The organism is Desulfovibrio sp. (assembly GCA_016208105.1).
GTDB lineage: Bacteria > Desulfobacterota > Desulfovibrionia > Desulfovibrionales > Desulfovibrionaceae > Fundidesulfovibrio.
The window spans coordinates 102010-115707 of record JACQYS010000020.1 but is presented as its reverse complement, the minus strand read 5'-3'; the positions used below and the strand labels follow the sequence as shown (position 1 = coordinate 115707).

At 62.8% G+C, this 13698-nt stretch carries 11 protein-coding genes; 4 read left to right on the top strand and 7 right to left on the bottom strand.

Features of this window, described 5'->3' with window-relative positions:
* The first annotated feature begins 12 nt into the window (after window positions 1-12).
* Window positions 13-1422: a guanine deaminase gene (guaD, locus tag HY795_12265; GenBank protein MBI4806000.1), complete on the top strand. Its 1410-nt coding sequence runs from the start codon at window positions 13-15 to the stop codon at window positions 1420-1422.
* 116 nt (window positions 1423-1538) lie between these two features.
* Here guaD and HY795_12260 read toward each other — a convergent pair whose 3' ends face one another.
* From HY795_12260 to HY795_12250, 3 genes are all read right to left on the bottom strand, one after another.
* Window positions 1539-2192 carry a TIGR04282 family arsenosugar biosynthesis glycosyltransferase gene (locus HY795_12260; GenBank protein ID MBI4805999.1) on the bottom strand — a complete coding sequence of 218 codons (654 nt, stop codon included), beginning with the start codon at window positions 2190-2192 and terminating at the stop codon, window positions 1539-1541.
* A 195-nt stretch (window positions 2193-2387) separates the two neighbouring features.
* Window positions 2388-3329, bottom strand: coding sequence for an arsenosugar biosynthesis radical SAM protein ArsS (arsS, locus tag HY795_12255; GenBank protein ID MBI4805998.1), 942 nt, complete (start codon window positions 3327-3329; stop codon window positions 2388-2390).
* Window positions 3326-4039: a TIGR04283 family arsenosugar biosynthesis glycosyltransferase gene (locus HY795_12250; protein MBI4805997.1), complete on the bottom strand. Its 714-nt coding sequence runs from the start codon at window positions 4037-4039 to the stop codon at window positions 3326-3328. Before HY795_12250 ends, arsS begins: the two co-directional genes overlap by 4 nt.
* 106 nt (window positions 4040-4145) lie before the next feature.
* Here HY795_12250 and HY795_12245 point away from each other — a divergent pair, with 106 nt between their 5' ends.
* Together HY795_12245 and HY795_12240 are read left to right on the top strand one after the other, a co-directional pair.
* Entirely contained in the window at window positions 4146-4841 is a 696-nt protein-coding gene (locus tag HY795_12245) for a type 1 glutamine amidotransferase (GenBank protein ID MBI4805996.1), read from the top strand.
* Window positions 4842-5028: 187 nt separating this feature from the next.
* Window positions 5029-5562, top strand: a complete 534-nt coding sequence (locus HY795_12240) for a pyridoxamine 5'-phosphate oxidase family protein (protein MBI4805995.1) — start codon at window positions 5029-5031, stop codon at window positions 5560-5562.
* Between the two features lie 97 nt (window positions 5563-5659).
* On the opposite strand, the gene rlmD is transcribed toward HY795_12240, so the two are convergent.
* Window positions 5660-7009, bottom strand: a complete 1350-nt coding sequence (gene rlmD, locus HY795_12235; GenBank protein MBI4805994.1) for a 23S rRNA (uracil(1939)-C(5))-methyltransferase RlmD — start codon at window positions 7007-7009, stop codon at window positions 5660-5662.
* A gap of 153 nt (window positions 7010-7162) precedes the next feature.
* Here rlmD and HY795_12230 point away from each other — a divergent pair, with 153 nt between their 5' ends.
* Window positions 7163-8185 carry an SPOR domain-containing protein gene (locus HY795_12230; protein ID MBI4805993.1) on the top strand — a complete coding sequence of 341 codons (1023 nt, stop codon included), beginning with the start codon at window positions 7163-7165 and terminating at the stop codon, window positions 8183-8185.
* A 203-nt stretch (window positions 8186-8388) separates the two neighbouring features.
* Here HY795_12230 and secA read toward each other — a convergent pair whose 3' ends face one another.
* The 3 genes from secA to HY795_12215 form a co-directional block, all read right to left on the bottom strand.
* Window positions 8389-10905, bottom strand: a complete 2517-nt coding sequence (gene secA, locus HY795_12225; protein ID MBI4805992.1) for a preprotein translocase subunit SecA — start codon at window positions 10903-10905, stop codon at window positions 8389-8391.
* A gap of 133 nt (window positions 10906-11038) precedes the next feature.
* Window positions 11039-12229 (bottom strand): (Fe-S)-binding protein, encoded by a 1191-nt coding sequence (locus tag HY795_12220; protein ID MBI4805991.1) that lies wholly within the window; start codon window positions 12227-12229, stop codon window positions 11039-11041.
* A gap of 1 nt (window position 12230) precedes the next feature.
* Entirely contained in the window at window positions 12231-13619 is a 1389-nt protein-coding gene (locus HY795_12215; GenBank protein MBI4805990.1) for an FAD-binding protein, read from the bottom strand.
* Between the last annotated feature and the right edge of the window lie 79 nt (window positions 13620-13698).

Below are 13698 nucleotides of genomic sequence, written 5' to 3'. Positions count from 1 at the left end.
ACAGGACTTACTATGACAGGCGCTTCTTGCGCGATCCGAGGATCGTTTTTCGACCTGGTGGCCGACCCGTGGGATCATCCCGGGAAAGAACAGGAAGCCGCGAGGTTCATCCGGGACGGTTTGCTGGTTGTTAAAAACGGAATCATCGAGGACTTCGGCCCCTATGCCGAGGTGTCGTCGCGCCATCCAGGAATCCATTTCACCCACCTGCCGGATCGTCTCATTCTGCCGGGATTCATCGACGGCCATGTCCATTTCCCGCAAGTGCGCGTGCTTGGTTCCTACGGGAACCAGCTGCTGGACTGGCTGAAAACCTGGGTTTTCCCCGAGGAGTTGAAATACCGCGACCGCGACTACGCGCGCGAGGCAGCCAAACATTTCTTTGATGCCCTGCTGGCCGGGGGCACCACCACCTGCCAGGCCTTCACCACCTCCAGCCCTGTCTCTTCCGAGGAGTTTTTCGAGGAAGCAAGCCGCCGCAACATGCGAGTGATCGCGGGGCTTACCGGCATCGACCGCTTCGCGCCGGCGGACTATCTGAACACACCCGAGGACTTCCACAGAGAGTCCAAACGTCTGATCGAACAGTACCACCGCAAAGGCAGGAATCTCTACGCCATCACCCCCCGCTTCGCCGTGGGGTGCACGGACGAGTTGCTGGCCTGCTGCCGTCGCCTGAAGGACGAGTATCCGGACTGCTGGATCAACACGCACATCTCCGAGACTCCCGAAGAGATCCGTACAGTGAAAAAGTTGTTCCCTGACTGCGCCGATTACACCCATGTGCAGGAGAAACATGGCCTGCTGGGGCCGAAATTCACCGCCGGACACGGAGTGTGGCTTTCCCGCGACGAGATGCGCCGTTTCTCCAAATCAGGTGCGGCCATATCCTTCTGCCCGCTGTCGAACCTGTTCCTTGGTAGCGGCCTTTTCCCCCTGGGCCGCGCCAAGGACCCTGAACACCCGGTGCGCCTTTCCGTGGGCTGCGACGTGGGCGGCGGCAACTCCTTCACCCTGATCCGGGTGCTTGAGGAAGCCTACAAGGTGGGCATGTGCAATATCACCATGCTCGACGGTTCGGTGGGCCAGCGTGAACAGGACCCGGCCGAGGCCGAACGCAACAAACTCTCTCCCTATCGGGCCTTCTATCTGGCCACCCTTGGCGGGGCACATTCGCTCTATCTGGATGACATCCTGGGAAACTTCGACAAGGGCAAAGAGGCCGACTTCGTGGTTCTTGACTGGAACGCGGGGCAACTGGCCATGCAATGGCGCCAGTCCCTGACGGTAAAAGATGGTGGTCCAAAGACGGTGGATCAGGCCGCAGAGCTTCTGTTCGGGGTCATGGCCGTGGGAGACGACCGCAACGTCGACGAAACCTGGGTGGCTGGAAAACGCGCCTACAAGAAAACCAGCGATTAACCTTATTTCGCCACACAGGTTTGCCCGGGATGTGCAGTTCTTGAATCCCGCCCGCCGTGTTGGCCGACAGGACTTTGAACCTACCGGGTCTTCAATCGGATGATGTGGGCAAAAGCTCAGGCCAGTTTCTTTGCCAGGGCGAGCGTTCTTCGCGCCATTCCAGGCGGGCAAGTCCGTATCAGTTCCCGCAGGTCCTCAAGCGTGTCCATGTCCGCCAGTTCGGGAAGCACGGCTGGCTCAAGAGGGTGCAGCACCTGTTGGGTACGTTCGAAAACGTCTGGCGTGCTCCAGGGGATATTTGCGAACACCTCCGGCAGGTACCGGCCGGACTGAAATCCTATGGTCCAGTAACCGCCGTCCGGAGAAGGCCCCAACACGGCAGGTTCGGATTTTATAAGCCTAATCAGATGCTTGGCCATGCGCGGCGAAAGCTGAGGAATGTCCGAACCCAGGACGGCCGCGGCCGCATAGCCATGCTCAAAGGCCCACTTGAATGCGTAGTCCATCTTCACTCCCAGGTCTCCCTCGGGCTGAGGCAGACAGACCAGCTCATTGCCCAGCCAGTCCCGAACGCTCTCCACATCCTCGGCAGGTTCGACCCACAGCATGATATCCGCGCCGCATCCGTCCAAAGCCTGCAGCATGTCCTGAACAAAGGCTTTGTAGAGGGCCAGGGCGGCCTCGTCCCCCACATCGCGGGCCAGACGGGTTTTCACCCGGCCGAGCCGGGGCGAGCGGAGCATGAGAAGCAGGCAGGGAGATTTATTCACGGGTGAATGTTGTGTTGTGATGATTACGCCTCCGGCGGCCAAAGGGGCGGTGCCCCTTTGGAATCCCATTTAACGAAGGTCCTTTCGCCGGGAAACCGGCGAAAAGACCTTCGCATGAATGCGGGTCCAGGGGGATCATCCCCCTGGCGGGTGCAGGGCGGAGCCCTGCTGGGGTTCGGGGCAAAGCCCCGCTTGTCACTCCAGTGCGCCGCCGCAGCTGGACCCGGCTCCGGCCGTGCAGCCCAGGCAGTGCGGTCCGGTGACGATGATGCGCTTGGCCAGGGCGTCCGGGTCGAAGGAGTCGATATGGTCCGGGGCGCCGTGGTTTATGCGAAGCCCCAGGGCCTGGTTGAAGTCGCAGTCGTAGAGAGCCCCGTCCCAGCCGATGTTCACCTGTTTGCGGCACATGAGCCCGGGCAGGGTGGCGGGGTTGAACTTTTCGCGCAGAAGCTCCCAGTAGCCTCCGGCCTGGCCCTTGGACTCCAATTCGTCCAGATAGCGTCCCAGGGGCATGTTGGTGATGGTGAGCAGGTTGGAAAAGCTGACGCCATGCTTGGCGAGTTCCCTGCGGTAGTCGTTCTCAAGAGCCTCCTGGCAGGGCGGCAGATAGGGCCCCAGAGGGTGGTTGAACACCAGGTCCAGGCGCGGGCCGGAAGGACCGGCATACCCCAAAGCGTTCAGACGGCGCATGGCCGAGATGGCCTTCTGGTAGACTCCACGGCCCCGCATGGGGTCCACGTTCTCTTCCAGATAGCAGGGGAGCGAAGCCACCAGGTCGATGGCCAGCCCGGCGTACAGGTCGAAGAAATGCTCGAACCCGGCTTCCATGAGGATGGCCAGGTTGGAGCGCACTTGCACGGCCAGGCCCGCTTCGCGCAAACGGCGCAAGAACTGCGGCAGGTTGGGGTTTAATTCGGGCGAACCCCCGGTGACGTCCACCTGGGCCGGACGCACGGCCAGGGCCACGGCGGCGGTCTTGTCCAAGGTCCCGGCGTCCATGACCTCCATGCGTGCAGGCCCGGCCTCGAGGTGGCAATGGATGCAGGACAGGTTGCACTTGAGCCCCACGTTCACCTGAAGCACGTCGAGGCCGGTGGCCGAGATGTCTCCTCCGGCAAGCTCATCGAATACGTTCATGATCTGATCTCCATGGGAGGAATATTCTTGTGCAATGGCGCGAGCCTTTCGGCGGGAACGCCCAGATGGTAAAGTACTATTATGGCCCAGTTGGTGAACGTCCTTCGCCAGACGCCTTCGGCTTCCCAGCGCCTGGGCGAGGTGACGGCCCGTCCCCGGGCGAACCCGATGCGCATTCCGGCCCGGCGCAGGCGAAGCATCAGGTCCACTTCTTCCAGCACCGGCATGTCCGTATAGCCGCCCAGCGTTTCAAAAACGCGGCGGGTGAGGAATATGGCTTGGTCACCATAGGGGACGCGGGTCAGGCGCGAGCGAAACGACGCCATCTGGGCGATGAGCTTGAGCGAAAAGCGGTTGGAGCGGATTCCCAGATCGAACGCCCCGCCGACGTTGTCTGCGCCTTCGAGCACCTGTTCCATGGCTTCGAAGGCTCCGGCAGGCAACGTGCTGTCCGCGTGCAGAAAGACAAGTATATCGCCGGAGGCGTAGCGCGCCGCGGCGTTCATCTGCCGGGCCCGTCCGCGCGGAGCGGGCACGGCCAGAACTCCGGGCCTGGCAATGGCGGCCAGCGTGCTGCGCTGCGGATGGCCGTCGGCTATGATGATCTCCACCTGACGCCCGTATCCCACGGTGCGGATGTGATCCACCAGCCGGTTGACCAGGTCCTCTTCGCCAAGGACCGGAACGATTACGGAAAATGATGGGGTCATGGCTAACCGGGCTATAGCAGCAGGCAAGAGGGCGCGCAAACGCAACCTTCGGCTTTGTTCTTGACGAAAGAGTGAAAAACAGTCCAACACGCTGCCAGGAGTTTTTATGCGTATCCAGACCATAGAACACGTGCCGTTCGAGGATCCTGCCGGGATCATCCCCTGGGCTGCCGGGCGGGGTTTTCCAGTCTCCAGGACTCTCGTGCATGCCGGGGACCCGCTGCCAGATCCGCGGGATTTCGACCTGCTGGTGGTGATGGGCGGACCCATGAGCGTGCATGACGAGCTGGAATTTCCCTGGCTTGTCGCTGAAAAGGAATGCCTGAAAATGGCGGTGGCCAGGGGCCGGAGCGTGCTTGGCGTGTGCCTTGGCGCCCAGATGCTCTCTGAAGTGCTCGGCGGCCAGGTTTACAAGAACGAGCACCGAGAAATCGGCTGGCACAAAGTGAAGCTTTCTCCCTGGGCGGCAACGTGTCCGGCCTTCGCCGGAATTCCCCAGGAGTTCACGGCCTTCCACTGGCATGGCGAGACCTTCTCCATACCGCGCGGGGCATCGCTGGTGGCGGGTTCCGAGGCGTGCGCCAACCAGGCGTTTGCCGTGGGCGGCAAGCTGGTGGGGCTGCAGTTTCATTTTGAGACCACAGGCGAGAGCATGGAGAAGCTGATTGAGCATGGCGCGGATGACATTGTCCCTGGGCCTTTCGTGCAGACTCCCGACCAGATGCGGGCGGGTATCGGGCATCTGGGCGGGCTTGGGGTCATGCTGCACAAGCTGATGGACAACATGGCCAGGGAGATCTGATTATTATTTTGCAGGGCGCTGCCCTGCACCCGCCAGGGGGATGATCCCCCTGGACCCGCATTAACGCGCAGGGGCTTGCACCGGAACCGGTGCAAGCCCCTGCGCTAAATGGGATTCCAAAGGGGCACTGCCCCTTTGGCCGCCGGAGGCTTCTTATCCTCGCCTCACTTCCAAAGGAGAATTCCAAGTGCGCAAGATCGAACGGAAGATAAACGATCACAAATTGGTGGAAGCCCTCTTGCAGCGGGCCGAATACATTCACCTGGCCATGTGGGACGGTGCGTCCCCCTACGTGGTGCCTGTGAGCTTCGGGTACAAGGACGGTGTGTTGTATTTTCACAGCTCCTTCGACGGCAAGAAGGCCGCCTGCCTCGGGAACTGCCAGCGGGTGGGGTTCGACGCCGTGGTCGAATACGAAATTTCGCGTACGCCCAAGGCCTGCGGCTACACCGCGCATTTCAAATCCGTGGTGGGGTCTGGCCGGGTGAGCTTCGTTGAGGACCCGGCTGAAAAAGCACGCGCCCTGGACATGATCATGGCTCATTACGGAGGGCCTTCCGGCAAGTACGACGCCAAGGTGCTGGAGGTGACCTGCGTGGTCCGCATCGATGTGGATGAACTTGTCGGCAAGTCCAACCCACCGTGGCAGGGGGATGAAATCCTGGAAGTGGTCGATACTGTGGGGGGGAGCGGCGACGAGAGCCTGTCGTCGGCCAACTAATCACGAATCCCGCTTCTGACGCAACGACCAGAAGCGGGATTAAATTCCAAAGAATTCCAGTTGTGGGCATGGCCCACGGCAGGAGAATCCTTGCGTATCAGGCGTTATTGTTCTTCGTGAGCTCGGCCACGCACTCGATGTGCGGGGTGTGCGGGAAGAGGTCCACTGGGGTCACGGCCTGGGCGGAGTACATGGTTCCCAGCTTGCCCAAGTCCCTGGCCAGGGTGGAGGGGTTGCAGGATACGTAGACCAGCCTTGGCGCGGCGATCCTCAAAAGGGCGTCCACCGTGTCCGGATGGAGCCCGGCCCTGGGCGGGTCGATCACCACCACGTCCGGCTTGGCCTTGCGGCGCGAAACCGCGTCCTTCAAATCCCCGGCCACGAAGGCGCAGTTGGTCAGCCCGTTCAGCCCGGCGTTTGTTGTCGCGTCTTCCACGGCTTCCTGCGATATCTCGAAACCAGTTACGGATGTTGCGTGCCGGGCCATGAACAGGCTCAAGCCCCCGGCGCCGCAGTACAGGTCCCACACCGCTTCATTGCCGCTTAACCTGGCGGCCTGCACGGCCTTGGCGTAGAGCATGGCCGCAGCCTGGGTGTTGGTCTGGAAAAATGCTCCGGAACTCACGCGCAGGCGCAGGCCGTCGAGTTCTTCTTCGAGAGCGTCCTCGCCCATGGCCCAGATTCTGTGTTCGGCGATGGCGAAGTCCGCCCGGTCGCGGCGCATGTCCAGGACCACTCCTGCCAACTGTGGGAACTCCCCCATCAAGGCTTCGCCCAGCGATGCCAGCCGCTTGAAGGGGGTCTTGGGACCCACGATGATCTGGGCCAGCCACTTGTCCGTGGCTTCTGACTGCCTGAGCACCAGATGCCTCCACGCCCCGGTGCCGGTCCTGGCGAAGTAGGAGGGCAGCTGCGTGGCGCTGGTCAAACGCCGGACGGCCTGGAGGATGTCCATGGCCGGATCAGGCATGAGAGAACAGGACTCGACCTCCACGATGCGTCCGGGATTGAAACGCTCCCGCAGGCCAAGGCTTAAGCCACGGCCCGGCCCTGGGCCGAAGGAAAATTCCATTTTGTTTCGGTAGTGGCGCGTGAGGGGTGAGGCGAGGGTCGGTGAGGCCTCGGTGTCCATTTTGCCCAGGCGGCGCAGCTGTTCGGTCACGATGTCGCGCTTCCATTCCAGCTGGGCCTGATATGCGGCGTCCTGCCAGGTGCAGCCGCCGCAGATTCCGAAGTGGGGGCAGAACGGCTCGGCAGCATCCGGGGAGGGGGAGAGCACTTCCTGGACCACGGCTTTCAAGCTGCCCTTGTCTTCCTTGACCACGCGGGCCATCACCCGCGAACCCGGCAGGGCTCCTTCCACGAAGACAACCCGGCCATCCAGGCGGGCAAGCCCGGCCCCGCCGAACACCGCCCGTTCAATAAAGAGTTCCAGAAGATGCGACATGGGCGCAACATGCCCGGCCAGGAGCCTGGACGCAAGCCTGGCGTTCCAGGGGATGTGGTGTTGCACCGAGAGAGCGGGCACATTTTCCAAAGGCGTTGCGGGTCTTGTGGAGCGGCCCCGTTAGGAGTAGTGGGGCGGCGGGGGGAAACCTTCATGAGAAAGCTGTTTGTTTCACTGTTTGTTTTATGCGCCTGCTCCCAGGCCTGGGCCCAGGATTGGCAGATACGGGCCGTGTGCGATCTGCGCAAGGGCGGGGCCAACCGTGGGGCGGAATGTTCACTTCTGGCCTCCGAGGTGATCATGCTCCTGCCCGAAAAGGCCGGGCCGGGTAACGTGGCCGTGCTGGCTGATTTCACGGACAACATGGAAAAGGCGGGCGTGAACTGGGAAGCCCCCTGCCGCGACCCGAAGCACTGCCCGGACTCCGCATACACCATCCGCTACGCGTTCATTTCCAAGAAGATGATATCCATTGCCAGGGACAAGACCTTCACCGCCCTGGTGTGCCGGGAGGGTTTTTCCGACACGGCCCCGGACGATGCGGCCTGCCGGGTGAAGCTCATGAAGGTGCTCAGGGAGATGGTGACCAGGGCCCGCAAGGAAGGCTCGCTTCTGGCCGTGCTCAAGTGCGGCACCACCGAAGGCGAAACCATCCGCCCCGACGGGCAGGGCGTGGCCGGGTACGAGCTGGTGTACGCCTTCGTGCAATTGCCGGACATGCTGCCCATGGCAGGCAATGATCCCAAGGCCTCGGCAAAGTTCGCCATGGACCAGCTGGCCGGGCCGCAGGAGACCGCTCCCGCCACTGGCGTTAAACAGGGGCCTGGGGCGCAGCCCGCATCGTCTCCTGCTTCTTCGGGAGCGAAGACTCCGGCGGTGCAGCCCGCCACTGCTTCAGCCTCCCCGGCGCAGTCTGCCCCTGCCGCAGCGCAACCCCCTGCCTATGGTACAGCTGCAGGTGAGATCATCATGCAGGTGGCCGCGCTTCCAAGCCTGGTGCAGGCCGAGACTGTGGCCGACCGGCTGTCCGCCAAGGGAATCGAGGCCACTTTCGAGCGGGCCGAGGTGAACGGGAAGGAAGTGTACCGGGTGCTGGCCCGGGGCAAGGGAAATCCCGATGCGTTCAGGCAGAGGCTGGCGGAAATGGGGTATCCGGGAGCGATTCAGAGAAGGTAGCGAGCCTGGTTGATCTTTGAGTTTGGGGGAAGCCTCCGGCGGCCAAAGGGACGGTGTCCCTTTGGAATCCCAAATAGCTTCGCGGGTTTCACCGATATTCCGGTGAAACCCGCGAAGCTATTGAGGGGGTCCGGGGGAAACCATTTCCCCCGGCGGGTGCAGGGCAGCGCCCTGCCGGGGTTCGGGGCGGAGCCCCGTCTCTCTTATCCCTTGGCCCCGCAGCATTTCTTGTATTTCTTCCCGCTGCCGCAAGGGCAGGGATCGTTCCTTCCCACTTTGGGCGCGGCGCGCTTCTTGGGCTGGGCCTTCTTCTCCGTGCCGTCCTCGGCTCCGTGATACTGAAGGTCCGACGCCTTTTCCTTGTGTGTGAACTCCTCCTCGCGCACCTCGGCCCTTATCTGCAGCCGCGACAGCGACCGCACCGTACTCTCGGCGATCATGCCGAGCAGGCCCTGGAACAGCTCGAATCCCTCGCGCTTGTATTCCTGCTTGGGGTCCTTCTGGCCGTAGCCGCGAAGACCGATGCCGTCGCGCAGGTGGTCCATGTTGAGCAGGTGCTCCTTCCAGTGCTTGTCCAGTGCTTCGAGCAGGAAGTAGCGCAGTATCTCGGCATAATGCTCGGGCGCGGCGGCCTTGAGCCCCTCGAAGCGTCCTACGATGGCCTCGCGCAGCTGCTCCAGGGTGGGGATTTCCTGGGTGAGGTCCAGGCGGATGTTGAAGACCTCCTCCATGCGCGCGGAGACCATCTCCAGGGTGTCCGGATCGGGGGCCTGCTTGGAGGCCAGGGCCAGGGGTTCGTAGATCTCGTCGAGCAGTTCGTCCACGAAGTCGAGCAGTGAATCCCCTGGATTTTCGGCCGACATGTAGTGGCGGCGGCGCGAGTAGATGACCTCACGCTGCTGGTTCATGACGTTGTCGAAGTCCAGGAGTTGCTTGCGGATTTCGAAGTTGTGGCCTTCAACGCGCTTCTGGGCGTTTTCGATGGCCTTGGAGACCATGCGGTTCTCGATGGCCTCGCCCTCCTGCATGCCCAGGCGCTCCATGATGCTTTTTAGGCGGTCGGAGCCGAAGAGACGCATGAGGTCGTCGTCCAGGGCCAGGTAGAAGCGGGACTCGCCGGGGTCGCCCTGGCGGCCGGAACGGCCGCGCAACTGGTTGTCGATGCGGCGCGATTCGTGGCGTTCGGTGCCCAGGATGAAGAGTCCCCCCAGTTCCTTGACGCCTTCGCCAAGCTTGATGTCCGTGCCGCGGCCGGCCATGTTGGTGGCGATGGTCACGCGGCCCTGGTGCCCGGCCTCGGCCACGATCTGGGCTTCGCGCTCGTGCTGCTTGGCGTTGAGCACCTCGTGGGGCACTCCGGCTTTTTTCAGCAGGTGGGAAAGAAGCTCGGATTTCTCGATGGAGATGGTGCCCACCAGCACGGGCTGGCCCTTCTTGTGGAGCCTTTTCAGGTCCTCGGCGATGGCCGCGAACTTCTCCTGCTGGGTCTTGTAGATCATGTCCGGGTGGTCCAGGCGAACCATGGGCCGGTGGGTGGGGATCACGGCCACTTCCAGGCCGTAGATCTGCCTGAACTCCACGGCCTCGGTGTCGGCTGTGCCGGTCATGCCCGAGAGCTTGTTGTACATGCGGAAGTAGTTCTGGAAGGTGATGGAGGCGAGCGTCTGGTTTTCGCTCTCCACCTTCACGCCTTCCTTGGCCTCCAGGGACTGGTGCAGTCCGTCGGAGTAGCGCCGTCCTGGCATGAGGCGCCCGGTGAACTCGTCCACGATGACCACCTGGCCGTCTTTTACGATGTAGTCCACGTCGCGGGCATAGAGATGGTGGGCCCGCAGAGCCTGGAGCACGTGGTGCTGCATGGAGATGTTGGCCGGATCGTAGAGGTTGTCGATCTTGAATATCTCTTCGCAGCGGGCCACGCCCTCGTCGGTCAAAAGCACCGTGCGGGCCTTCTCGTCCATGTTGAAGTGGACGTCCTTTTTGAGCATGGGAATGAGCGCGCTGACCCGGGCGTACTGGGCCGTGGATTCCTCGGCCGGGCCGGAAATGATGAGCGGCGTGCGCGCCTCGTCGATGAGGATGGAGTCCACCTCGTCCACGATGGCGAAATTGAGTTCGCGCTGGACCAGGTGTTCCTTGTAGAACTTCATGTTGTCGCGCAGGTAGTCGAAGCCGAACTCGTTGTTGGTGCCGTAGGTGATGTGCGAGCCATAGGCCGCCTGGCGTTCCTCGTCGGTCAGGCCGTGCACGATGGTGCCCACGGAAAGCCCCAGGTAGTTGTATATGGTGCCCATCCAGGCGGCGTCTCGCTTGGCCAGGTAGTCGTTCACCGTGATCAGGTGCACGCCCTTGCCCGAAAGCGCGTTCAGCACCGCCGGCAGGGTGGCCACCAGGGTCTTGCCTTCACCGGTCTTCATTTCGGCGATCTTGCCCTGGTGCAGGACCATGCCACCGATGAGCTGCACATCGAAGTGGCGCATGTCCAGGGTGCGGCGCCCGGCTTCGCGCACAAGGGCGAAGGTCTCGGGGAGAAGCGCGTTCAAGTCGCTTCCGTTGGCCGCTTCCTGCATGAGCTCGGCCACGCGGGACTGCATCTGCCCCTCGTCCAGCTTCTGGATCTGGGGCTCCATGGCGTTGATCTTGTCCACGGTGGGGGTAAGGCTTTTCAAGTAGCGGTCGTTTTTCGAGCCAACGACCATTTTCAAAATGCTTCCAAACATGGTGTCTCCTTGACGTGGGGGCTTGGCCCCATACTGCGCCAGGGCATATGCCCTGGACCATCCGGGAACCGCTCTCCTGCGGCTTTTGCAGTCGCGTTGGGCGCGATCAGCGTGGCTGGAGAGCCTGTCCCGGCTATTTAATAATCTCGAGCCAATGCCCCACGCCGACTCCGGCGGGCGCGTTGGCCCTCAGCTGAATAACGCATCCCGAACAGCCGGTGAGTATCTGCTCGCCGGGCCGGGCACCATAGAATTCCAGGCAACGCTTGGCCACCTGGTCGGAGAGTTCCGGGGCGCTTAATTTGAGCGCTCCGCCGAACCCGCAGCACAGGTTCTTTTTCGTTTTGGCGCTGAGCCTTTCGCCTAGCACCTGGCGCAGAAAATTTTCGTCGTGCCCGCCGCCCGCCCCGTGGCAGGGTGTGTGGTAGTGCACCCTGGAGGGCGCATCGGGCTCGGTGGCATACGTCACCCGCGAAGCCAGTTCCGAAAACGGGACCAGGCCCGCGAGCCACTGCTCGCGTTCGCCCAGGCCCCAGCCCAGCTCGCGGGAGGCATAGCCTCGCAGGCCGCAGCGGCAGGTGGCGCAGAAGCTTATGAGCTCCGGGCGGCCGGCGTCGCGCCAGGCCTGGATGTTCGTCCTCTGCATCTGGCCCTGGGCGTCTTTCAGGCCCGCATGGCCCAGGGTGCAGCCGCAACAGGCGAATTCCGGCTGGGGCAGCACGTCAAAACCCAATCCCTCAAGAATTTTCTTGGCCGTGGCCGTCCAGCGGGGCTGCACATGGGAGCCGACGCAGCCGGGGAACACTACGGCTTTGCGCCCCTTCCCGCAAGCTTCGAAGCTCACCGGCGTAAGCCACGGTTCCAGGCCTGCCTTGGAGTCCATGGCCTTGAGGCCGTTCAGGAGCCCGGCATAGCCGCCCTGGTTAAGACGCGGCACCATCCGCGACAGGGTGGCCAGCATGGGCCAGAGCACCGGGGCTTTCTCCACCCAGGTCTTCCAGAGCGTGGATTCAATGCTGGGATGCGTTGCGCGAAGCTCCCCCATGAGCTCCGGCGCGCACAGGCCCAGAGGACAGGCCTTCTCGCACTTGCCGCAGGCCAGGCATTTGGTCGCGAGTTCCACCGCGGCCTTTTCAGAAAGTGCCACGGCGTTGCCAGCCATGGTCTGGGCCAGGAAGAACTTGGCCTTGGGGGAGAGCTCCTCCCGCCTGGTGGCGGCGAACAGCGGGCAGACCTCCAGGCACTTGCCGCAGAGCACGCAGTCCGGGCGGGGGCCATCCGGGAGAGGACGAAGTGTGTCGGCTGGCGAAGCAGGAGGGATCATCTCAGTAAGCTTTACCCGGGTTCATTATCCCGTGGGGGTCGAAGACCGCTTTGATCTGGTGCATGAGGGCCACGGCATCGTCCCCGGCCTTGCGGGGCAGCCAGCCCACCTTGTTGAGCCCGATCCCATGCTCTCCGGAAATGGTGCCGCCAAGCGACAGGGCCATTTCCAATACCTCGGCCTTTGCGGCTTGGGCCCTGCGGGCCTCGTCTTCGTTGGAGGCGTCGTACATCAGGTTCACGTGCAGGTTCCCGTCGCCCAGGTGGCCGAAAACCAGGGTCTTGATCCCGGCGTGTTCGCCAATGGCCCGGATGCGTTCGATGGCCTCGCCCACCTTGCCGCGGGGCACGGCGATGTCGTCTGAGAACTTGTTCGGGGCGATGGTGGAGGTCGCCTGGCTGATCTGGCGCCTGACTTCCCAGAGGCCGTTCTCCTTGTCCGGAGTGAGCGCCACGTCAAGAAAGACCGGCGAAAAGGATTCCATCACCCCGCGCAGAAGGGCCAGCTCAGCGGTGACGCTTCCCTCGGAGCCGTCCAGCTTGAAAAGCAGGCTGGTGTGGGCACTGGCGGGCCAGGGGGTCAGCCCCACATTGGCCAATGCTTCCAGCACTTCCTTGGGCATGAATTCCATGGCCGTGGGCAAAAGCCCGGCTGCGAAGACCGCTGCCGCGGCATTCAGGGCGAGTTCCTGGCTCGCGAACGCCACCAGGAGGGAAGCCTGGGATTCGGGCAGGGGCAGGAGCTTGAGTGTGGCTTCCGCGATAAAACCCAAGGTTCCTTCGGACCCCACGAACAGCCGGACCAGATCAAGCCCGGCAACGTCCTTGTGGCATCTGGAACCTGTCCGGATGATTTTGCCTCCGGGCAGGACCAACGTGAGGCCAAGTACGAAATCTTTTGTGCAGCCGTATTTTACAGCGCTCATGCCCCCGGCGTTCATGGCCAGGTTGCCGCCGATGGTGGAGAATTTGGCGCTGGCCGGGTCCGGCGGATAAAAGAGCCTCTTGGCAGCGCATGCTTCCTGGAGATCCCCGGTTATGACCCCGGGCTGGACCAGGGCCACGAAATCGCTGGAGGAGATTTCCAGAATGCTGTTCAAACGGGCCGTGCACAGCACGACCCCCCCTCTGTCCGGAACGCAGCCCCCCACCGAGTTGGTCCCCCGTCCCCGCGAGGAAACAGGGATGCGCTCGGCATGGGCGAAGGCCAGGAGTTCAGAAACCTGCTCCACGCTTTCGGGGCGGACCACAGCGGCGGGAGCGGCGAATTTTTTGCTGCGGTCGGTCCCGAAGATGAGGGTCTCCTCCGGAGAAAGGAGCAGGCCGTCTTCAGGGAACAGCCGCTTGAGGACGCGCAACTGGGATTGTGAGAGCGGAGAATCGTTGGTCATGGTTGGGCTTTTACGCTGGTGATACAACCGGCCGGTTTGGCGGGGTATGTCTTTAAGTTTGTCGAGGCGGTCAGTCCGG

What these genes read in the sequence shown, in the direction of transcription:
- secA (MBI4805992.1), bottom strand. Translation starts at nt 10,905, where the DNA reads ATGTTTGGAAGCATTTTGAAAATGGTCGTTGGCTCGAAAAACGACCGC.
- arsS (MBI4805998.1), bottom strand. Translation starts at nt 3,329, where the DNA reads ATGAACGTATTCGATGAGCTTGCCGGAGGAGACATCTCGGCCACCGGC.
- HY795_12220 (MBI4805991.1), bottom strand. Translation starts at nt 12,229, where the DNA reads ATGATCCCTCCTGCTTCGCCAGCCGACACACTTCGTCCTCTCCCGGAT.
- HY795_12250 (MBI4805997.1), bottom strand. Translation starts at nt 4,039, where the DNA reads ATGACCCCATCATTTTCCGTAATCGTTCCGGTCCTTGGCGAAGAGGAC.
- rlmD (MBI4805994.1), bottom strand. Translation starts at nt 7,009, where the DNA reads ATGTCGCATCTTCTGGAACTCTTTATTGAACGGGCGGTGTTCGGCGGG.
- HY795_12230 (MBI4805993.1), top strand. Translation starts at nt 7,163, where the DNA reads ATGAGAAAGCTGTTTGTTTCACTGTTTGTTTTATGCGCCTGCTCCCAG.
- HY795_12245 (MBI4805996.1), top strand. Translation starts at nt 4,146, where the DNA reads ATGCGTATCCAGACCATAGAACACGTGCCGTTCGAGGATCCTGCCGGG.
- HY795_12215 (MBI4805990.1), bottom strand. Translation starts at nt 13,619, where the DNA reads ATGACCAACGATTCTCCGCTCTCACAATCCCAGTTGCGCGTCCTCAAG.
- guaD (MBI4806000.1), top strand. Translation starts at nt 13, where the DNA reads ATGACAGGCGCTTCTTGCGCGATCCGAGGATCGTTTTTCGACCTGGTG.